Annotated in this window: 22 protein-coding genes; 20 read left to right on the forward strand and 2 right to left on the reverse strand. The window is 72.4% G+C overall.

What is annotated here, in order from left to right; all coding sequences use genetic code 11:
• Positions 1 to 244: 244 nt before the first annotated feature.
• The 7 genes from WMF14_RS01850 to WMF14_RS01880 all read left to right on the forward strand — a co-directional run bounded on the left by WMF14_RS01850 (position 245) and on the right by WMF14_RS01880 (position 6,746).
• On the forward strand, positions 245 to 829 hold the full coding sequence (locus tag WMF14_RS01850) for a hypothetical protein (protein WP_437798472.1): 585 nt from the start codon (positions 245 to 247) through the stop codon (positions 827 to 829).
• On the forward strand, positions 826 to 1,362 hold the full coding sequence (locus WMF14_RS01855; RefSeq protein WP_437798473.1) for a hypothetical protein: 537 nt from the start codon (positions 826 to 828) through the stop codon (positions 1,360 to 1,362). Before WMF14_RS01850 ends, WMF14_RS01855 begins: the two co-directional genes overlap by 4 nt.
• Positions 1,352 to 3,475 (forward strand): ParB/RepB/Spo0J family partition protein, encoded by a 2,124-nt coding sequence (locus tag WMF14_RS01860; protein WP_437798474.1) that lies wholly within the window; start codon positions 1,352 to 1,354, stop codon positions 3,473 to 3,475. Before WMF14_RS01855 ends, WMF14_RS01860 begins: the two co-directional genes overlap by 11 nt.
• On the forward strand, positions 3,472 to 3,783 hold the full coding sequence (locus WMF14_RS01865; protein WP_437798475.1) for a hypothetical protein: 312 nt from the start codon (positions 3,472 to 3,474) through the stop codon (positions 3,781 to 3,783). The genes WMF14_RS01860 and WMF14_RS01865 overlap by 4 nt, the downstream gene beginning before the upstream one ends.
• Positions 3,784 to 4,107: 324 nt before the next feature.
• Entirely contained in the window at positions 4,108 to 4,422 is a 315-nt protein-coding gene (locus WMF14_RS01870; protein WP_437798476.1) for a helix-turn-helix domain-containing protein, read from the forward strand.
• 249 nt (positions 4,423 to 4,671) lie between these two features.
• Positions 4,672 to 6,327 carry a hypothetical protein gene (locus WMF14_RS01875; protein WP_437798477.1) on the forward strand — a complete coding sequence of 552 codons (1,656 nt, stop codon included), beginning with the start codon at positions 4,672 to 4,674 and terminating at the stop codon, positions 6,325 to 6,327.
• 23 nt (positions 6,328 to 6,350) lie between these two features.
• The gene (locus WMF14_RS01880; protein WP_437798478.1) at positions 6,351 to 6,746 is read left to right on the forward strand and encodes a hypothetical protein; all 396 of its coding nucleotides are present in this window, start codon (positions 6,351 to 6,353) and stop codon (positions 6,744 to 6,746) included.
• A gap of 274 nt (positions 6,747 to 7,020) precedes the next feature.
• On the opposite strand, the gene WMF14_RS01885 is transcribed toward WMF14_RS01880, so the two are convergent.
• On the reverse strand, positions 7,021 to 7,383 hold the full coding sequence (locus tag WMF14_RS01885; RefSeq protein ID WP_437798479.1) for a hypothetical protein: 363 nt from the start codon (positions 7,381 to 7,383) through the stop codon (positions 7,021 to 7,023).
• 209 nt (positions 7,384 to 7,592) lie between these two features.
• On the opposite strand from WMF14_RS01885, the gene WMF14_RS01890 reads away from it, so the two are divergent.
• The 9 genes from WMF14_RS01890 (at position 7,593) to WMF14_RS01930 (ending at position 13,018) form a co-directional block, all read left to right on the forward strand.
• Complete coding sequence (locus WMF14_RS01890; protein WP_437798480.1) at positions 7,593 to 7,976, forward strand: hypothetical protein; 384 nt, start codon at positions 7,593 to 7,595, stop codon at positions 7,974 to 7,976.
• A gap of 157 nt (positions 7,977 to 8,133) precedes the next feature.
• Complete coding sequence (locus tag WMF14_RS01895) at positions 8,134 to 9,117, forward strand: tyrosine-type recombinase/integrase (protein ID WP_437798481.1); 984 nt, start codon at positions 8,134 to 8,136, stop codon at positions 9,115 to 9,117.
• A gap of 13 nt (positions 9,118 to 9,130) precedes the next feature.
• Complete coding sequence (locus WMF14_RS01900) at positions 9,131 to 9,412, forward strand: hypothetical protein (RefSeq protein WP_437798482.1); 282 nt, start codon at positions 9,131 to 9,133, stop codon at positions 9,410 to 9,412.
• A gap of 299 nt (positions 9,413 to 9,711) precedes the next feature.
• Positions 9,712 to 9,996 carry a hypothetical protein gene (locus WMF14_RS01905; protein ID WP_437798483.1) on the forward strand — a complete coding sequence of 95 codons (285 nt, stop codon included), beginning with the start codon at positions 9,712 to 9,714 and terminating at the stop codon, positions 9,994 to 9,996.
• An 83-nt stretch (positions 9,997 to 10,079) separates the two neighbouring features.
• The gene (locus tag WMF14_RS01910) at positions 10,080 to 10,367 is read left to right on the forward strand and encodes a hypothetical protein (RefSeq protein WP_437798484.1); all 288 of its coding nucleotides are present in this window, start codon (positions 10,080 to 10,082) and stop codon (positions 10,365 to 10,367) included.
• On the forward strand, positions 10,364 to 11,614 hold the full coding sequence (locus WMF14_RS01915; protein WP_437798485.1) for an N-acetylmuramoyl-L-alanine amidase: 1,251 nt from the start codon (positions 10,364 to 10,366) through the stop codon (positions 11,612 to 11,614). Before WMF14_RS01910 ends, WMF14_RS01915 begins: the two co-directional genes overlap by 4 nt.
• Positions 11,611 to 12,096, forward strand: coding sequence for a hypothetical protein (locus tag WMF14_RS01920; RefSeq protein WP_437798486.1), 486 nt, complete (start codon positions 11,611 to 11,613; stop codon positions 12,094 to 12,096). Before WMF14_RS01915 ends, WMF14_RS01920 begins: the two co-directional genes overlap by 4 nt.
• Positions 12,086 to 12,430, forward strand: coding sequence for a hypothetical protein (locus WMF14_RS01925; RefSeq protein ID WP_437798487.1), 345 nt, complete (start codon positions 12,086 to 12,088; stop codon positions 12,428 to 12,430). Before WMF14_RS01920 ends, WMF14_RS01925 begins: the two co-directional genes overlap by 11 nt.
• Positions 12,431 to 12,793: 363 nt before the next feature.
• On the forward strand, positions 12,794 to 13,018 hold the full coding sequence (locus WMF14_RS01930; RefSeq protein ID WP_437798488.1) for a helix-turn-helix transcriptional regulator: 225 nt from the start codon (positions 12,794 to 12,796) through the stop codon (positions 13,016 to 13,018).
• 27 nt (positions 13,019 to 13,045) lie between these two features.
• Here the strand turns inward: WMF14_RS01930 and WMF14_RS01935 are convergent, their stop codons facing one another.
• Complete coding sequence (locus tag WMF14_RS01935; protein WP_437798489.1) at positions 13,046 to 13,315, reverse strand: hypothetical protein; 270 nt, start codon at positions 13,313 to 13,315, stop codon at positions 13,046 to 13,048.
• A gap of 72 nt (positions 13,316 to 13,387) precedes the next feature.
• On the opposite strand from WMF14_RS01935, the gene WMF14_RS01940 reads away from it, so the two are divergent.
• The 4 genes from WMF14_RS01940 to WMF14_RS01955 are packed head-to-tail and all read left to right on the forward strand — an operon-like array spanning position 13,388 to position 17,883.
• The gene (locus tag WMF14_RS01940; RefSeq protein WP_437798490.1) at positions 13,388 to 13,678 is read left to right on the forward strand and encodes a hypothetical protein; all 291 of its coding nucleotides are present in this window, start codon (positions 13,388 to 13,390) and stop codon (positions 13,676 to 13,678) included.
• Complete coding sequence (locus tag WMF14_RS01945) at positions 13,678 to 15,336, forward strand: hypothetical protein (RefSeq protein ID WP_437798491.1); 1,659 nt, start codon at positions 13,678 to 13,680, stop codon at positions 15,334 to 15,336. Before WMF14_RS01940 ends, WMF14_RS01945 begins: the two co-directional genes overlap by 1 nt.
• Entirely contained in the window at positions 15,333 to 16,772 is a 1,440-nt protein-coding gene (locus tag WMF14_RS01950; RefSeq protein WP_437798492.1) for a phage portal protein family protein, read from the forward strand. Before WMF14_RS01945 ends, WMF14_RS01950 begins: the two co-directional genes overlap by 4 nt.
• Complete coding sequence (locus WMF14_RS01955; RefSeq protein WP_437798493.1) at positions 16,759 to 17,883, forward strand: hypothetical protein; 1,125 nt, start codon at positions 16,759 to 16,761, stop codon at positions 17,881 to 17,883. The genes WMF14_RS01950 and WMF14_RS01955 overlap by 14 nt, the downstream gene beginning before the upstream one ends.
• The last annotated feature ends 1 nt before the right edge of the window (position 17,884 follow it).

Below are 17,884 nucleotides of genomic sequence, written 5' to 3' on the forward strand. Positions count from 1 at the left end.
CACGTCGGGACCTCAGCGTCCCGAAGTTCTGCGAGCTGCACGACCTCGACCGCATCACCGTGCAGCGCGCGCTCAACGGCGAGCGCCGGAGGACCTCAGTCGATTTCGCGTGGGACATCGAGCAGGCCACCGGGGGGGAGGTGGCGTGGCACAAGTGGCGGAGCATCACCGCTCGGGGACCGGGTAGCGGTCTCTCCCGGGCGACGAGGCGAGCCGTCCCCGCTCCCTCGCGGAGGCCTGCTCGATGAGCCACCCGAAGAAGCGGCGCGCCGGCGCCGACCCGGCGCAGCGCCCGGTGAACTGGAGGCCGCAGACGCTGGCCGCTCTGCGAATCGTGCGTCGGTGGCTCGCGAACGAGGCCAACGACCTGCGTACGGCGCTCGACGAGTTCCGCGAGCTCGAGGCGAGCGGGGCGCCGGGAGGCGCGCGCAACCGCGAGCTCCTCGAGGAGCTCTACGAGCACGTGCGCGCGCAGCAGCAGACGTTCGACGCGCTCATCGCGCCGCAGGCCGCGGAACCCGCCCCCGTGGAGGTCGGGGACGACGAGGGCTTCATCGAGCAGATGACCCTCGATCGCGCCCTCGCTGTCATGTGGGACGTGAACCGGCGAGCCTGCCGCGGCTTGTACCGCCGCGAGCTCGCCGCCGTTGGCGCGAAGGATTCACCCGGGGCCACCGCCGGCCAGCCCGCGCCGGCGACCCGCGGGCGCGAGGAAGAGAGCCGGCAGGCCTGTGAGCCGGCGGGCCCTGCGCGCGGGTCGCGCCGGGCCCAGGCCGCTGTCGCCGGCGAGCGCGGGCAGGCCCCGCGAGCTCGCAGGAGGGCTCGATGACGGGCAAGGGCAGCAAGCGGCGCTGGGGCCCGCAGGCGCTCGCCGTCCTGCGTGCGCTGCACCGGGAGGCGGCGGTCAACGCCGAGTTCTTCGGTGAGCGGGTCTCGGAGGCGCAAGCACGCGCCAAAGCGGATCCGAGCCCCATCTGGTGGGAGATCGAGCTGCCGCGTCTTCAGACCCTCCAGCGCGAGGCCATGGCCACCGAGTTCGCGCTGCTCGATCTGCTCGGCTCCCAGGGCCCGTTGCCGCGTGGCGCGCACCCAGACGCAGCACACCTCAACAACGTCCTCGACATCTGGGAGCAGCTGTCCAACGCGCGTCGGCGCTTCATAGATGCGGGCGGCGGCCAGGCGCCGCAGCCGGCCTCGGAGCCCCAAGAGGAGAGCCGGCAGGCCTGTGAGCCGGCGGGCCCTGCGCGCGGGTCGCGCCGGGCCGAGGCCCTGTTGCCGAACGAAAGCGGGCCCGGAGGTGCGCTCACACCCGCCGAGCCCAACGCCACCCCTCGGAAGAAAGGCCGCGCTCATGACCCGTAGCATGACCCCCGCCGCAGGCGAACCCCTGCGGAGGTCCGATCGCATCATCGTCGAGGCGCCCGTCAATCGCCTCATCCCATCTCCCACGCAGCCCCGCACCAGGAATCGAGACGGCGCCGATCTGGTCGAGAGCGTCCGGGAGCACGGCGTCCTCGAGCCGCTCTGGATCCGGAGCTCGGTGGAAGAGGGCACGTACGAAATCATCTTCGGCGAGCGACGCTGGAACGCCGCGAAGGTCGCCGAGCTCGCGACCGTACCCGCCGAGCACCGGGACGATCTGACCGTGGAACAGGTAGTCGTCCTCCAGCAGATCGAGAACGGCCAGCGCGAGGACGTCTCGCCGCTGGACGAGGCGCGCTCGTACCAGCTGCTGCAGCAGCGGTTCGGGCGAGCGACCCACGAGATCGCGAGGATGGTGAACAAGACCGAGGCCCGCGTGCTCCGGCGGCTCAAGCTGCTGACCCTGCCCGAGGACGCTCAGCGCGCCCTCGAGGGCGGCGCGCTGCCCCTCCGGTCTGCGGAGGCGCTCGGGCGCATCCAGCACCCCGACGACCGAGCCGCCGCCGTCGCCCGCGTCCTGGCCCGCGAGGAGTTCAGCCCGTTCGAGGTGACGCGGATGGTGGAGCGTGAGTTCATGCTCCGGCTCTCCGCGGCGCAGTTCGATCCGGACGACGCGCGCCTCGTGCCCGACGCCGGGCCCTGCTCGAGGTGCCCGAAGCGGAGCGGGGCGCAGATGCTGCTCTACGCCGTCGCTGGCGAGGATGAGGATCGCTGCACGGATCGCACCTGCTTTGCGGCCAAGCAGGAAGCGCACTGGGGGCGCGTGTCCGCGGCCGCGGTGGCGCGCGGCGCCCGGGTCGTCGACGGGCTCGAGGCGGCGCGGCTGTACCCGCACGGTGGCATGGCGGGCAAGACGGCCAACGAGTACGTCGAGCTCGACAACCCCTGCTACATGGTGCCGCCCAACGCGCCGCCTGCGGGCGCGGTGGACGCCGATGACGACGAGCTGCCGCGCGCGCGGTCGTGGCGCGAGGTCCTCCAGCGGCCGGCGCCGGTCATGGTGGTGCGCGATCCTCATGGTCGCGTGCACGAGCTCGTGCCGCGCTCGGAGGCCGTCCAGGCGCTCGAGCGCGCCGGGGCGCTCACCGCTCCCGAGGAGCCGCGCGCCGCGCCGGCGGGCGGAAGGTCCGCGGCCGAGGCTCGCGTCGCGCGCGCCGCAGAGCAGAGCGCCTACGAGAAGGCGCTCGGCGCGATCGCCGACAAGGCGGGCGAGATGCGGCCTACAGCCGCGTTCTGGCGCTTCCTGGTCGCGCTCCTCTTGCAGGTCGTCGACACGTGGCACCTGAGCGACGTGATCGCGCGTCGGAAGGTCGAGGTGCGCGGCGACGAGAGCGAGGCGGACGCCATCGTGCGTGACGTCGCCGGAGCCAAGGAGCCCGAGACACGCGCGATCGCGATCGAGATCCTCGTCGGCAGCCAGGGCGACGCGTCCTACGCACGAGACGGGTCCGCTCTCCACATGGCGGCGCTGTTCTACGGCGTGGACCTGAAGAGGATCCACGCTGCGGCGCTGCGGAAGGCCCGCGAGACGGCCGCGCAGGATGCGCGCGAAGCGGCTCCGAAGCGCCCGGCAAAGGGCAAGGCGCGCCAGGCCGCGGCGAGCCCGCCGGCCAAGGCTGGCGCCCCTCCCGATGCGCGCCAGGCCGCGGCGAGTTCAACGGCCAAGTCCAGCGCGTCTCGCGACGCGCGCCAGGCCGGCGCGGGCGAGGAGGCGTGCGCGGTGTGCGGCTGCACGGAGGACGCGGCCTGCGAGGGTGGATGCTGCTGGGTCGCGCCGACCCTGTGCTCGGTCTGCGGGAGGCTCCAAGAGCGCATCGTCGAAGTGCTCGCCGAGCGGTCCCTCTCCCGTGCGGAGCTCCGCGCCGGCCTCGAGGCGGAGGAGCAGCCGTTCGCGCAGCGCACGCACGCGGCGTGCGACGAGCTCGCCGCGCGGAAGGTCGTGCGCGAGCGCGACCAGAAGCTCGAGCTGGTGCAGCGGCGCTTGTTCACCAGCGCGCGCCCGCAGAAGGGACGCAGCACGAGCGGCGCGCAGGCGCGCGCGGAGGCCCCGTGAGCCCGCGCTCCAGGCAGGTGGTGCGCGAGCGCCAGCTCGTCGCCGAGCTGCTCGCCGGACGCCAGGTCGACGACGAGCAGCTCAAGGCGATCAACGACCTGCAGCTGCGCTGCATCGTGGCTGCGAAGCTCGCGGTCGACCGACTCCACTACGACGTCGACGACGCGCAGCTCGCGGACCTGGCGCACACCCTGATGGAGCTATCGCCGGACACGCGAGGCGTACGGCCGAAGTACATCGTGCTCGAGCTGGAGTGGCTCCGGCGCGAGGCGGGTTTCCTCTCGAGGGAGGCCGGCCATGTCGACTAGATACGCAGTAATCCGAGGTGAAGAGCTCCGCGAGCCGGGCGGGGGCGAGGACGTCGAGCCGGCAGGTTCAGGGCGTTACCTCCTGCAGCGACTCGCCGCCGGCGCTCCCGGGGGATCCCTTGAGGCGGAAGTGATCGCCCGGTGGGCCGACGTGATCGAGGCGAGCCCTCGGCTCGTCAGGCACGCTGCGGAGGCGTTCGCGACGTGGGCCCGGGGGCGGCGCGAGGCGAACGCCGAGCTCTTCGACCGTGCGGCGCTCTGTGCCGTCGTGGAGCAGGAATGGCCGACACGGCGGCGCCCTGACCGGCGCGGAGGGGCATCGTCATGAGCGGCGAACACCAGCTCGTCCGGGAGCTGCGGCAGCGCGGGCTCATGCCGCTCGTGCGAGCGGTGGCCCGTGACCACGGGGTCAAGGCGATCGAGGTGCTGGGCCAGCAGCGGGGCCGGGCGCTGCACGCCGCTCGCCGTCGCCTGTGGTCGATCCTCGCGGAGCGCTACCACATGTCGTCCATTGAGATCGGTCGACTCTGCGGCCGCAATCACACGTCGGTGCTGGCCGCGATCCGGGACGCGACGCCCGCCGCGCCGCTCGCGCGAGCTCAGCGCGGTCCAGACCGCTCCGAGGGCGCGGCGGCATGACGTCCGGGGCCCGCCGCGCGCCTGACGGCACGGAGCCAGCGCCAGCGCGCGCGGCGGGCCCAGTCTCCGACGTCGAGCGGATGCTCGCCGAGCTCCCGGCCGACGGGGGCTGGGTCCTGGAGAGCCTTGCCGTGGAGCGCGCTGGGCTGCCCTGGCGTCGCGCGGGTCCCGCGCTCGCGGTGCTCTGTTCGGAGGGACGGGCGGAGGTGCGGCATTGGCGCGGGCACACGTGGGCACGGAGAGGCAGAGATGAGCGACGAGACAGCGAGCGCACACCGAGACGTGCGCCGCGGCCCCAGCGGGCGGGACAGCGGCGAGCGGTCGGTCGCCAAGAAGCGTGACGACGCCAGGGGCGGCGGCGGGCGACTGAGCCGCGCAGGGGGCTCCGGTGCGCGCCGGCGTCGCTCGTCGGCGCTGGAGCGTCACCGGACCAACGGCGGACGGTACCGCATCGTCTGGGTCTCGATGTGGGGCGACCAGAAGTTCCGGTTGCTGAGCGATCAAGGCAAGCTCCTGTGGCAGTACCTGCTGACCGGCCCGGTCGTGACAACCCTTCCGGGGCTCGTTGCCGCGGGGCGCGCGCAGATTGCCGAAGCGCTCCGGTGGACGGTCGAGAAGTTCGACGCGGCGTTCGCCGAGCTCGAGGAGCTCGGCATGGCGACGGCCGACTGGAACGCGTGCGTCGTGTTCCTGCCGAAGGCGGTGCGCCACAACGCGCCGGCGAACCCGAACACGGTCCTCTCCTACCGCGGCCACTGGGACGAGCTGCCGGAATGTTCCTTAAAATTCGATGGGTTGGAGCCCATCATCGCCCACCTCATGACCCGCCCCGAGAGCTTCCGCGACGCGTTCGTCCGCGCCTTCGACGGCGTGCCCATACCGTTGCCGCAACGGTTCACGGAACCGTTCACGGAACCGTTGCGCAACGGTTCCGTGAACGGTTCGCCGAACCAGGATCAGGATCAGGATCAGGAAAATGATCAGGATCAGGAAAAGGAACTCTCGAGAGCGCAATGCGGGGGGGCGCGCGCGCACGATCGAGCGGGAGGGGGAGAGGATCGGGGAGGGGAAGGGGAGAGCAGCGGTGCGCCGCCGGCGGCGGACGGCGGAGCCTCAACCCTCTCGCCGTCGGCGGAGGCCATCCTGGCCGAGCTCCAAGCCCGCCCGGCGTTGCGCGAGGTGGCGGAGCCGGCGTTTGCCGTGGCGCTTGGGGAAGCGGTCGACGACGGCCATCAGACACTCGAGCGGGCGCTGCGGGCCATCCGGGAAGCCGCGCTGAAGCAGGCCGTCGACCAGCGCCCGCCGAAGGTGCTCAAGGCCTTCCTCGCCGGCTGCGTGCTGACGGGGCCGATCGGTCGGTCGGCCCCGGCCGCCGCCGAGCTGCCGGAGGCCTCGCCGGCCGAGGCGGCGCTGGTGCTGGACGTCTACGCCCAGGCCTGGTCCCGGCGCTACGGCGCGTACTGCGAAGACCCGGACGGCGCCGACCGCGCGTCGGCCGGGCGGCTCGTCGCCAAGGCGCGCCGGGTGCTCGAGGGCGCACCGAGCGTCGGCGAGGCGGGTGAGAGCGCGTGGATCGAGCTGGTTCAGTTCTGGGTGAAACGGTTCCTGCGCGAGAACGAGCACGCGGATCGCCGGCACCGGCTCGACCTGATCCACGCGCGCCTGCGTGACTACCGCACGCCGTGGCACGAGCGGATGGACCGCGAGCAACGCCTCGCGAAGACGCGGCCCGAGGAGCACCAGGTGGGGCCGCGGTTCGCTGGAGCTCCGCCGGCGCGGCGAGCGGAGGGGGAGATACCGCCCCCGCCGGAGCTGCGGAGCCTGCTGGAGCGGCTGGATGGGATGGCGAGAGACGAGCTGCAGGAGCTCGGCGCTGACGCAAAGGCAGACGCCTCCGCTGCCTGAGGCGGAGACGGCATGGAGAGGACATGAAGAGCGAAACCGAAGCTGCGTGCAGGGAGTTCGCGGGGCTGCTCGAGCAGGCCTCGGCGGCCGCGGCGCGCGCGTGCAGCGCCCTCGGCGAGGATCCCGAATTTGGCGCGAAGGAGGGAGCGAGGCGGATCGATCCCGAGCTGGTCGGGAGGCTCGCCGTCGCTCATGCGCTCGCATTGACCCTGGTTGCGCAGGCGCAGGTCCTGTCCTGCGCGACGTTCATGGCGGGCCGTCTGAACGGTCGAGAATGGCAGCGCGCGGTCGCCGACGACATCAGGGCGCGCTGCGAGCAGCTCAAGGACGGATGTTCGTGCGGCGAGTGCGAGCGTTGCCGGACGAGGGAGGCCGCCGTGCAACGGGCTATCGACGTGGCGCGCGCGGCGAGCAGCTGACGGCGACGCATTGCAGCGGCGTCCGTGGAGGGGGGACATGGACGATGAATTCCAAGCTGTCTGGAAGGAGCGCGCGGTGATCCGTGCAGCGCTCCGACGATCGGGTGTCGCCGCGCATGACATCGACGATGTTGCGCAGGAGGTGTGCCTCGGAGCGTGGCGCGTGCTGCAGGGAGGGCGGTTCGCGCCCGTCGCCGGGCTGAGAGCCGGGGCTGCGCTCCGGTGCTGGCTCAGGGGGATCGCGCGGCGCCAGGCGAGAGACCACCGCCGGAGATCAGCTCGCCGCCGCGTCGAGCTGCTCCCCGACGACCTCGCCGAGCCGGCGCCGGGCGCCGACGTCCGGCTCGAGCGCCGGGCGGAGGTCGCGGCCCTCGGCGAGCTCGCCGCCGTGCAGCAGCTCTTGCTCGTGGCCGCTGCGGAAGGGCGCTCCATCGAGGAGATTGGGGCGATGACGGGTGTCGCGCCACAGACGGCATGGGCCAGGCTCCGGGAGGCGCGCTCGGCTGCCGCCGCCGCCCTGGCCCGACACCGCGCCCGTGAGCGATTCGCCGAGGCCAGGGGTCGCCTCCCTCACGACGCCGGCGTCGGCCGCCCGCCGCGCGCTGTGCGGCAGACGACCCGCTGACTCCCTTTTCACCGCCCACCCCGGCGCACACTCTCGCGTAGGGACATTTTGTGTCCTATGTTCTGGCAAATCCTGACGCGCGGCCGCAATGCTCTGTACACTAAGCGATCGTGTCAGAGTCACACCCTGCGCACTCCCGCCCGTTGGTTTCGAGCCCCGCCGGAGAGATCGCAGGGCGACAACCCCGCGTCGAATGGGTCGATTGCGACGCTGGCCTGCGCGTGGTGGTGGGCCCCCAAGGGCCGGTGGTCGAAGCGATCGCCCGGCTCGACGCAATGGGCCAGCCTGTGTGGCGACCTGTCGACACGACCGACCCGGCGGAGACGCGCCAGCGCAAGCTCGTCGGGTGGAAGGCGATGACGGCCCACGCTGGCCTCCAGCCGTCGCAATGGCGCATGGTCTATAAGGCGAGCCGGCGGAACATCGATCCGTTGCTGGTGTTCTACAACGCCTGGGACGAGCCGTTCACGTACGAGGTCGTGATGGGCGATTGGCTCGCGCGGCAGGTCCGCCCTGCTCGCGCGTTCGATCTCGAGCGGCTCGCGGAGCGCGCGCGCGGGCGCATCATCCAGCGGCCACGTGTCGGCCGAGGGCGCGCGGCTTAGCCGTCCGCCGAGCGCTGGATCGTGCACCGGCGTGCATTGCGTGTACCCAAGTGTACTTGGGTCACAAAAAGGCCGAGAAACATAGGGGAATAAATCGTCCCTCGTGTACCTGGATGCACCTCGTCAGCGCGGCGGGTGAGCGCGCATCGTGCGGCCTGTGCCGACCGACGAGACCGCAACAGCCGAGGTCCTCTGCCGTGTCGCCGCGGTGGAGCTCGTGCCCGTCGAGCAGCTCCGGCGCGACCGCCAGCCGCACCTCGTCTACCTCGCCTCGCTGACGACCCAGAAGGGCCGCCGGGCGATGCGGGGCGCGCTCGACGCGATCGCCTCGGAGCTCAGCGCCGGCGCCGATAACGGCGCGCTCGACGCCGACTCCGTGCCCTGGCACCTCCTGCGTTACCAGCACACCCAGGCCGTCCGCGCGGCGCTCGTCGCGCGGTATGCGCCCGCGACAGTGAACCGGGCGCTCGCGGCGCTCCGCGGGGTGCTCCGCGAGGCGCGCCGGCTCGGGCTGATGTCGGCCGAGGATTGCGCCGCCGCGTGCGACCTGAAGCCTGCGCGCGGCGAGCGGCTGCCGCGCGGCCGCGCGCTGCGCGAGGCGGAGGTCCTCGCGCTGCTCGGAGCGTGCGACCGCCGCTCCCGAGCTGGAGCGCGCAACGCGGCCCTCGTCAGGCTGCTCTATGGGTGCGGGCTCCGCCGCGCGGAGGTCGTGGCACTCGACTGCGAGGACTACGTCGCCGGCGAGGCGGCGCTGAAGGTGGCCGGCAAGGGAGGCAAGGAGCGGCGGGCCTTCCTCGGAGGCGCCGCGGCCGCCCTCGACGCCTGGCTCGCGTCGCGCGCGCACGTCGCGCACCCGGCGCTGTTCTTGCCGATCGACCGGCTCGATCGCATCGGGGCGCGCCGGCTCACCGACCAGGCGGTGCTCGACATCCTGCAGCGCCTCGCCGCGGCCGCCGGCGTCGAGCGCTTCAGCCCGCACGACGTCCGCCGCACGTTCATCACGCAGCTGCTCGAGCGGGGAGCCGACCCATTCACGGTGCAGCGGATGGCGGGGCACGCGCAGGTAACCACCACTCAGCAGTACGACCGCCGCGGCGAGGACGTGCAGCGCAGAGCAGCCGAGTTGTTGCGGCTCAAGTGAGCCGGAGGATCGCATGGAGATCAAGTTCCAGAGCGTGAAGGAGGCAGCGGACGCGTGGGTCGAAGCGACGCTGCAGGAGAAGCGGGCAGAGGCAGTCAAAGAGGCCGCGAAATCCGTGCTCATGGCCTACTTCGATGAGCACCCCGGAGAGGCGCAATACGACGGTCGGATCGCGCTGACCAGCGTCACTCAGGTGAGGCTCGATAATGAGAAGGTGAAGCGGGAGCTCGGCGCGGAGCTCTTCAGGTTCCAGCGTTCGATCTCCTATCGCTCTCTGGCGCTGATCACGAAATGAGCGCGCGGCGGCGACTGCCGCTCACGCGCGGCGACTGCATCGACGGGCAGCGGCCGTGTCCGCACGTCCGGTGCGTCCACCACCTCGGGCCCGAGCTAGCCGCGCCGGACCTGCCGACGAGCTGCGCGCTCGACGTCGCGGACCGCGGGGGTGCGAGCGCCGGCGAGGTGGCCGCGGTGCTCGGGGTGAGCGTAGACGAGGTGCGCCGCATCGAGAGCGAGGCTCTCGCGCGTGCGCGAGTGAATTGGCAATAGGCCGGCGGATGCGCCGGAGAGAGGTAGATCAACGTGACTTCCAGCGTGCTTGATGACGCCATCGCGAGATGGGCCGAGTGGCAGTCGGGGCAAGACGAGCAGGGGAAGACCCTCCCGTTGCGCGAAGTGGTCGACATCAACTTCAATAAGCAGGCCAGAGCGGCGATGGAGGGGGTCGCGCTCGCGATCGTGGCCCAGGCGGCGATCGTCGCGCAGCGCCTGGTCAACAGCGAGGTCGAGCGCGCCTTGGCGCCCAAGCCCTCGCGGGTGCGTGCTGTCTGCGGCCGCGTCCTCCGGGGGCTCGCTCACCTGGTGGACCCGAGCTCGTGATGCGCCGTGATCGAGGCCCTCGTGCCGGTGCTCCTGACCTTGGGCGGCTTCGGCGCGCTCGTGTACCTGGCCTGGAGGCGCTGATGGCCCTCTCGGCCCTGCTCGTGCTCGCGCTGGTCTGCGCGGGCTGCACGGGCCTGCCCGATGCCGCTACGCCCCTCGACGTGCCTCCGGCGGAGGCCGTCAGCGCCGCCGTCGTGGTCTCGTATCCGAGCGCGCAGCGCGCGTGCGTGGAGCTCGCCACGGAGAGCGCGCAGCGGGTCGCCTGCGTGCGCTCGGTGCGCGAGGCGTTCCGTGCCGCGGTGCGGGTCGTCGACGAGGCGGTCGACGAGGACCTCGCCGAGCGCGCGGCGCGCGAGGCGGCCCGATGAGCGCGCCGCTCTCCTGGCTGCCCGACACCGCCGGCGCCGCACGAGGGGCGGAGATCCTCGAGGAGGTGCGGCTCGGCCGTCACGATCCCATCCGGTGGGCGACGATCCGGGTGACCGATCGCGCGCACGTCCTCGAGGTCGACCTGCCGGAGGACGCGCTGAAGGTCGAGGGGGTGCGCGTCAACGTGACCGCGCGCACCGCCCAGCAGATCGCCGATCTCTTGGGCTGCATCCTGCCGACGCCGCGCCTCGTCGCTCTGGCCCACCAGCAGGCCGCGGTGCGCATCTACGTCGGCCCGCGGGCGCCCGACGCGACGATGGCGACCACGGCGACCATGATCGCGCGCTCACGCGACATCGACGCGGTGATCGCGTGCTCAGGCCTCGTCTCGCAGGGGGCCTGGAAGCACTGGGTGCTTCATCCAGGAGCTACGGCTCAGCGCGCAGCGAACTACGGGTGGATGCGGCCCGACGGCCGCCCGTGGCAGAGCCTCGGGCTCGGCCACAACCTCGACCACACGGACTACTCGCAGGCGTGGCAGTGCCCGCGCCGGCGGTGCCGTCTCGATGGCCGCGAGGCGGACCTCGCTGATGTGCTCCGCGATCCGCTGCTCGCGCCGCTGGTCTCGTGGGACGGCGCGCTCCTCGGCGTGAGGCAGCCCGGCGTGGTCCTGGCGGGCCAGCCGTTCGCGCCGCCGGCGCCGCCAACCGCCGCGCCGGCCCCGCCGCAGACGTGGATCCCGGCGCGGAACTACACCCCTGCGTCGCGCGCCGTCGCGGACCTGGTCGTGCTGCACTCGACTGAGGGCGCGCGTGGCCGCGGCGCGGCGCGAGCCGTCGCGCGCTGGTTCGGCGGGGGCGCCGCGCCGCAGGCCTCTGCCCACTACGTCGTAGACGACGACGAGGTGATCGCGTGCGTCGCTGAGGACGACGTGGCCTGGGCTGCGCCGGGCGCCAACCGCACCGGCATCCAGATCGAGCTCTGCGGCTCCGCGCGCCAGAGCGTCTCGGAGTGGCTCGCCGGCGGGCTCCTCGCGCGCGCGGCCGAGCTCACCGCGGGCATCTGCCGCAGGCATCAGATCCCGATCTGCAAGCTCTCGCCGGAGGACCTCGCCGGCGGCGCGAGGGGCATCACGGGGCACGTCGACGCGAGCCGTGCGTTCCGCAAGAGCGACCACTGGGACCCGGGCCCGAGCTTCCCCTGGTCGACGTTCCTCGAGCTCGTGGCCGCAGCGAGGGCGACATGACGGAGCTCGAGTACGACGTCGCGAAGGACGAGGTGTACGACCGGGCCGCGAGCAGGCTCACCGCAATCATCTGGAGCGCTGGCGCCTCGTCGATCGGCGCGGTCCTGGTCTCGGACACGAGGTCGCTGCTCATCACGCTGTACGTGGCGGCGCTCCTCGCAGCCGCCGTCTTGGCCATCGCCTTGCGTCGCGTGCGGACGCTCGCGCAGCTTCGCGCCGCCGCAGGCCTCGCCGAGGACGAGGTGGACGTCGACCTGGAGGAGCTCGGGCGCCAGCCGGTCACGTTGGAGAGCTCCGCGGTGATCGCCGCCCTCCGCGAGGCATGGCGCGAGGGGGAGGCTCTGGCCGCCTACGGGGATCAGCACGTCGAGCTCGCGCAGGTGGGGTTCGGGATGAAGGACGCTGCGGAGAAGATCGCTGCCAGCCTGGGCGTGGACGAGGCGGAGCTCCGCGCGGAAGGAGCGCCGGCCGATGACGCCTGACGAGGGCCGCGTCGCGGCGCCCCAGGCGGTCGCGCTGGGCCGCGGTGAAGTGGTGGCGGCGCTGCGCGACGTCTGGCGCGAGGGAGAGTGGATCTCCGCCGGGTGGCAGAGCGACTACGAGAGGGCGCTCGAGGGGAGCGGCATGCGGGACGCGGCCGAGAAGATCGCCGCGAGGCTGGGCATCGATGAGGCGGAGCTCCGGGCGGAGCCGCCGCAGCTCGAGCGGCTCATCGGCGTGGAGCAGCCGTTCATGGCGGTCGCGACGGAGCACGGCGAGATCGTGTGCCTCGGCGCGGCGGAGCACGACGGGGAGGCCACCCGAGATGACGCCTGAGCAGTCCCCCGTTCGCACGTTCCTCCGTCGCTTCCGAGAGGCCATGGCCAAGGCCGACATCTCTGTGTGGCCCGTGACCGTGCGACTCGATCAGCCCGACTTCGACCGGCCCGAGCCGCGCATCAAGCACGGCCACATCGCGTTCCGGTGCGAGCCGCCGGCGGACGCGACTCAAGCTTTCGAGAACTCACATTCTCATAAGTGCCAATGGTGAGCCGCCACCCGGCAGGAGAGCTCATGAATTCCGCTGTAACAGTAATAGAGGGGGCGCCGGGCGACGGAGTGGCCATTTTTTCGCGCACGGGCCGCGCGACGTCGGGAGTTTATGCAGCACTGCATAGCTCCCGACTGCATATCCGATCGATGCGCAGCGAGGGGAGCGTGCTGCTCCAGAAGGCCCCCGGGACGCAGGCCGAGAAGGCGAGGAGGCTCGGGGTCAACCAAGGCACCGTCTCGCGCTGGGAGACCGGCAAATCGGCTCCGCGCAGCTACGAGGACCGCGACGCCTGTCGTCGCGCCTACGGTATCCCGCTCGAGGCCTGGGCGCGTCCCGCGTCCAGCGTTCTCGGCGCCGCCGGAACTGCATAATCGAGGGCCGCGCAGAGCGATTATGCATCACTGCATATCCAGATCGCTCACCTTCGCTGGGTGACGACCGAGCGCTGCACGATCTGCCGTCTCCCCGCCGACCGGCGGGCGGCAATCGACGCAGCGCATGCGGCAGCCGCCGAGGCGGCAGATCCGGACGCGGCGATCCTCGCCCTCGCTGACCAGCACCGCGTATCGCGTCTCGCGCTCCAGCGGCACCGATCCCACGTGCAGCGAGCGGCGCAGCGCGCGCCCGCGCCCGCCCCCACCCAGCTCGAGCCCACGAGAGGCCCTCATGTAGAACCACCGGAGTCAGAGCGGGAGCCGCGGCCCGATGGACTGCCGGCGAGCTCGCTCGAGCGCGTCGGGATGATGGCGGACCGTGCGCTCCGAAACGCGATCGACGCCGCCAAGGACCCGAGCATCACCCCGTCGGCGCTGCGGGAGATCCAGGCGGAAGCGCGGCAGTGGGAGACGCTGCGGGCGAAGATCCGAGGCGACGGCGCCAAGGTCCCACCGCTGCACGAGCACCCGGATTACGTGGCCTTCGTCGAGCTCGTGCTCGAGGCGGTCGACACGTTCCCGGGCGCTGCGGAGCGGCTCCTCGAGGTCCTCCGTGCGCGGAAGGCCGAAGCCGCCGCGAAGGAGCTCGCCGCCTGATGGGCTCCGCGGCTGCTGGCACCTGGCTCGACGACCTCGAGACGCGCGTCGTCCAGCGGCGCGCGGCGCGCGTGCGCCGCACCTGGCCGAGCCCCGAGTACCAGCGCGACCCGAACCGCTTCTGCGCGGAGCAGCTCAACTTCGAGCCGTGGGACAAGCAGGCCGAGGTCCTCGACGCGCTCGTGCCCGCCGGCGCGTGGGTCAGCGTCGTGTCCGGCCACAAGATCGGCAAGAGCTCGCTCGCGGCCGGGGCGGCGCACTGGTTCGCGAGCTCGTTCGACGAAGCGCGCGTGGTGCTCCTCGCGCCGAAGGCCGAGCACATCCGCGTCGTGATCTGGCGCGAGGTCACGAGGTTCTACAAGCGCTCCGGGCGCTGCCCCGACTGCCGCGCCGTCGAGCTGCGAGAGGGCAAGACCCCCGACCCGTGCCCGTTCTGCTCGCCGCTCGGTGATCCCGAGTGGCTGTCTGTCGAGCCCCATCGCGGGCTCAGGTACCCGGACGGTCGCGAGATCTTCGGGTACACGGCGCGCGACGTCGACGCCATCGGGGGCCTAAGCGGCCCGAACATGCTCTTCATCTACGACGAGGCCTCCGGCATCCCGGACGGCGTCTTCAACGCGATGAAGGGCAACGCCGCCGGCGGCGTGCGGGTGCTCATGATCGGCAATCCCCTGCGGACGACGGGGGAGTTCTACGCGAGCCGCCACGACCCGGCGAAGAAGAAGCTCTACAAGACGTTCCAGATCAGCTCGGAGGACACGCCGAACGCTCGCACCGGGCGCGTGGTGATCCCGGGCCTCGCGACGCGGCGGTGGTGCGACGAGCGCGCCGAGGAGTGGGGCAAGGACTCCGTCCTCTACGCCGTGCGCGTGCGCGGGGAGGACCCGAAGTACGAGGAGGGGCAGCTCGTCCCCGTCGACGTGATCGAGGCGGCCGAGCAGCGCTGGGAGAGCGCGCGCGCCGAGGGGCGGCTCCAGATCGGGGTGGACGTCGCGTTCACGGGCGACGACGCCGCGATCGCCCCGAGGCGGGGGCAGAAGATCCTCGAGGTCATCTCGATCTCGAACGCCGGCGACGAGGAGCAGCTCGCCGAGCACGTGATGAGCGCAGCGCGAGCGCATCGGCTCCCGCACGAACGCCCGCCGCTCGTGGTCTACGACTCGAACGGGCCCGGGGTGCGGCTGGGCAAGGCGCTCCAGCAGTACGCCGGCGAGATCGAGATCGTCGGTGTCAACGGCACCAACACCGCGCGGCGGCCTCGCGAGTACTTCCAGCTCCGCGACGAGGTCGCGTGCAGCTTCGCGGCCTGGCTCAAGGCGGGCGGCGCGATTCCCACCGACGGGAAGCTGCAGGGCGAGATCGGGCACACGAAGGCCTTCGACGCCGGCGGCGGGCGCCGGCGGGTGATCTCGAACGACGCCCTCAAGAAGATCCTCGGCCGATCGCCTGATCGCCGGAACGCCTGCGAGCTCTCCGTGTGGGAGGCCCGGACGGTCACGAGCGAGGAGGCCGGGCCGCTGGTGAAGGAGCCGACGGCGGCGGAGGTCCGCTCCTACGCCGCCCTGCGGGGCGACGCCGGCCGTGCGGCGCCTGCTCCAGGGCTCAGCCCCTACGCCGGCGCGATCGACCCGTACGGCGGCCGCGGAGGGCGTCGATGAGCCTCCGCGCCCGCATCCGCCAGGTCGTCGGCCAGGCCGCGCGTCAGGCTGCCGAGATCCTCCTCGAGCCGACGACGCCGGCGCCGGCGAGCGTCGCCGAGGCGCCGCGGCGCAAGCGCCGCCGGGCCCGCAACCTGGCGCCGCTCTCCCGCACGGTCGTCGAGTGGTACCAGGCCGACCTCGCGGTCGCGTCGCAGCTCGCGGACGGCGGCAACCTGATCGAGGTCGGGCGCCTGCGCGGCGCCCTGACCCGGGATGCCGTCGTCCGCGGGCTGGTGGATACGAGGTTCGGCGGGCTCGTGCGTCTGCCGCGGCGCTGCGTCGGGCACTCGGAGGTCGTGCGCTGGCTCGACGGCGAGCAGGGGCAGCCCGGGGTCTTCGACCACATCTTCCCGCCCGCCGAGCTCGCGCAGCTCGACGCCGACGGCGGGATCTGCGGAGTCGGGATTGGGGAGTTCGTCCAGGAGGACGGCATGTACCTGCCGCAGCTCCGGCGCCTCGATCCGCAGTGGCTCTACTACCGCTACGACGAGGACCGCTGGCAATACCGGTCGGCGGCGGGGCTCCTCGATATCGAGCCTGGTAATGGGCGCTGGGTGCTGCATCGTCCCGGCGGCGTCAACGAGCCCTGGAAGAACGGTATCTGGTACGCAGCCGGTCGCGCATTCATCGCGAAGGAGCATGCGATCAACTACCGCGAGAACTACGCGGGCAAGCTCGCGCACCCCGCGCGCGTGGCCGTCTCGCCGCAGGGCGCCAGCGAGGACCAGAGCCAATCGTGGTTCCAGTCCGTGATGCAATGGGGCGTGAACACGGTTTTCGGGATGACGCGCGGATACGACGTGAAGCTCCTCGAGAGCAACGGCCGCGGTCATGAGGTGTTCCACGCGATCATCGAGCACTCGAACCTCGAGTTCATGATCGCGTTCGTCGGGCAGATCGTGACGCAGACGGGCGGCGTCGGGTTCAGCAACTCCGACACGTTCGAAACGATGCTCTACAACCGCATCGAGTCGGACGGCATCGCGCTCGCCGACACCATCAGCACGCAGGGGATCGAGCCCGTGGTGTGGCGCTACCTCGGCGGCTCGTATCTCAGCACGCCCACGCGCGTCGAGTGGGACACGCGCCCGCCGGCGGACATGGCGGCTGTTGCGGAGACGCTCACCAAGGCCGCCGGCGCCATCAAGGCACTCCGGGAGGTCATGGCAGCCGACGGGATACCGCTGGATACCCGACAGCTCCTGTCCGACTTCGGGGTGCCCGTGCGCGGCGACGTCGACGGCGACGCGCAACCGGACGACGTCGCCGCGCGGATCCTCGCACGGTGGCGGCGGGACTACGGCGAAAGCGGCGCGCTCGTCGCCGCGCGCGCGCTCATCACGCTGGCAGAGCAGGCCGCGAACGACGTGGAGGCGGACCTTGCTGCTGCCTGACCTCGAACAGCGCCTGCGCTGGTGGCAGTCCAGGCTCGGCCTCCGCGACTGGAAACTGTCGATTCAATACGTCGACGACCTGACGCGCAAGGACGGCCAGGCCGTGTGGGGACTGTGCTACCGGCTCGTCGACAACCGGACCGCCGAGATCCTCGTGCGGACACCGACGGACGCGGCGGAGCTGGCCGAGGTCGAGGAGACCATCGTCCACGAGCTGCTCCATTGCCTGCTCGCGCCTCTCGGCGGCTACGAGCCGGCGTCGAGAGCTGCGGAAGAGCAGGCCGTGTGGACGCTCTCGCCGCTGCTCGTGGAGCTCGGCCAGAGCAGCCGGGGAAGGATTCTCGCGCGCGCGATGAGCCGCGCGGGCGTGCAGCTCGCCGCGGGACGCACCCGCTCGAGCGGGAGGTCTCGAATGGATCCGACGTTGATCGCGGCGATCAAGGCCCTGCTCTCCAGCGAGAGCATCGAGCCTGATCAGGTGAAGGCCCTGCTGGCGGAGATCCTCGCCGCCTGCGAGGGCTCGGGCGGGGCGGCAGCCGACGGGGCAGGGGCGCCCGCCAAGACGGACGAGGAGGGGGCCAGCGGGCCCATGGCCGCGGCCGCTGCGGGCGGCGAGGGGGAGGGCGGGGGCGACGCGGACGGCGGCAACAAGCCCTACCAGCGCGCCGGCGGGGGCAAGGCCTCCAGCGTCGCCGTGGAGGCCCTCCTGACGGCTTTCCGCGCGCGGACCGAGGCTCCTCGGCGGAGCCGCGAGGAGCGCCTCCGGGAGCTGCGGCTGCCGAAGGACATCGCCGACCTCGCGGCGAAGCTCCCCGACGCCGAGTTCGACGACTTCGCGCGGCTCGTGGAGCCGCTCGCGCGCAGCAGCGGCCCGGCGCGTACGGCGACCCAGGGGGAGGGCGCCGGGCGCGGCGGGGGGGCGCTGGGCATGAGCCGCGAGGCCGCCCGGGCGCGCCTGCCGCGGGACCAGCAGGAGGGCCTCACGAGGGCCTTCGGGAGCCGGGCGGCGCGGCCGGCGATCGCGCGCGCCCGCGGCGGCGAGCTCGTCATGTCGCACGTGGGCAACGTGCCCGAGGGCTCGACGCCGCTCGGCGCAACGGGGGGGAAGTAAC

This window comes from Sorangium sp. So ce693 (assembly GCF_051521375.1).
Taxonomy (GTDB): domain Bacteria; phylum Myxococcota_A; class Polyangia; order Polyangiales; family Polyangiaceae; genus Sorangium; species Sorangium atrum.

What these genes read in the sequence shown, in the direction of transcription:
- WMF14_RS01855 (WP_437798473.1), top strand. Translation starts at nt 826, where the DNA reads ATGACGGGCAAGGGCAGCAAGCGGCGCTGGGGCCCGCAGGCGCTCGCC.
- WMF14_RS01870 (WP_437798476.1), top strand. Translation starts at nt 4,108, where the DNA reads ATGAGCGGCGAACACCAGCTCGTCCGGGAGCTGCGGCAGCGCGGGCTC.
- WMF14_RS01910 (WP_437798484.1), top strand. Translation starts at nt 10,080, where the DNA reads ATGGCCCTCTCGGCCCTGCTCGTGCTCGCGCTGGTCTGCGCGGGCTGC.
- WMF14_RS01935 (WP_437798489.1), bottom strand. Translation starts at nt 13,315, where the DNA reads ATGAGGGCCTCTCGTGGGCTCGAGCTGGGTGGGGGCGGGCGCGGGCGC.
- WMF14_RS01920 (WP_437798486.1), top strand. Translation starts at nt 11,611, where the DNA reads ATGACGGAGCTCGAGTACGACGTCGCGAAGGACGAGGTGTACGACCGG.
- WMF14_RS01940 (WP_437798490.1), top strand. Translation starts at nt 13,388, where the DNA reads ATGATGGCGGACCGTGCGCTCCGAAACGCGATCGACGCCGCCAAGGAC.
- WMF14_RS01925 (WP_437798487.1), top strand. Translation starts at nt 12,086, where the DNA reads ATGACGCCTGACGAGGGCCGCGTCGCGGCGCCCCAGGCGGTCGCGCTG.
- WMF14_RS01900 (WP_437798482.1), top strand. Translation starts at nt 9,131, where the DNA reads ATGGAGATCAAGTTCCAGAGCGTGAAGGAGGCAGCGGACGCGTGGGTC.
- WMF14_RS01860 (WP_437798474.1), top strand. Translation starts at nt 1,352, where the DNA reads ATGACCCGTAGCATGACCCCCGCCGCAGGCGAACCCCTGCGGAGGTCC.
- WMF14_RS01930 (WP_437798488.1), top strand. Translation starts at nt 12,794, where the DNA reads ATGCGCAGCGAGGGGAGCGTGCTGCTCCAGAAGGCCCCCGGGACGCAG.
- WMF14_RS01945 (WP_437798491.1), top strand. Translation starts at nt 13,678, where the DNA reads ATGGGCTCCGCGGCTGCTGGCACCTGGCTCGACGACCTCGAGACGCGC.
- WMF14_RS01875 (WP_437798477.1), top strand. Translation starts at nt 4,672, where the DNA reads ATGAGCGACGAGACAGCGAGCGCACACCGAGACGTGCGCCGCGGCCCC.
- WMF14_RS01880 (WP_437798478.1), top strand. Translation starts at nt 6,351, where the DNA reads ATGAAGAGCGAAACCGAAGCTGCGTGCAGGGAGTTCGCGGGGCTGCTC.
- WMF14_RS01915 (WP_437798485.1), top strand. Translation starts at nt 10,364, where the DNA reads ATGAGCGCGCCGCTCTCCTGGCTGCCCGACACCGCCGGCGCCGCACGA.
- WMF14_RS01850 (WP_437798472.1), top strand. Translation starts at nt 245, where the DNA reads ATGAGCCACCCGAAGAAGCGGCGCGCCGGCGCCGACCCGGCGCAGCGC.
- WMF14_RS01950 (WP_437798492.1), top strand. Translation starts at nt 15,333, where the DNA reads ATGAGCCTCCGCGCCCGCATCCGCCAGGTCGTCGGCCAGGCCGCGCGT.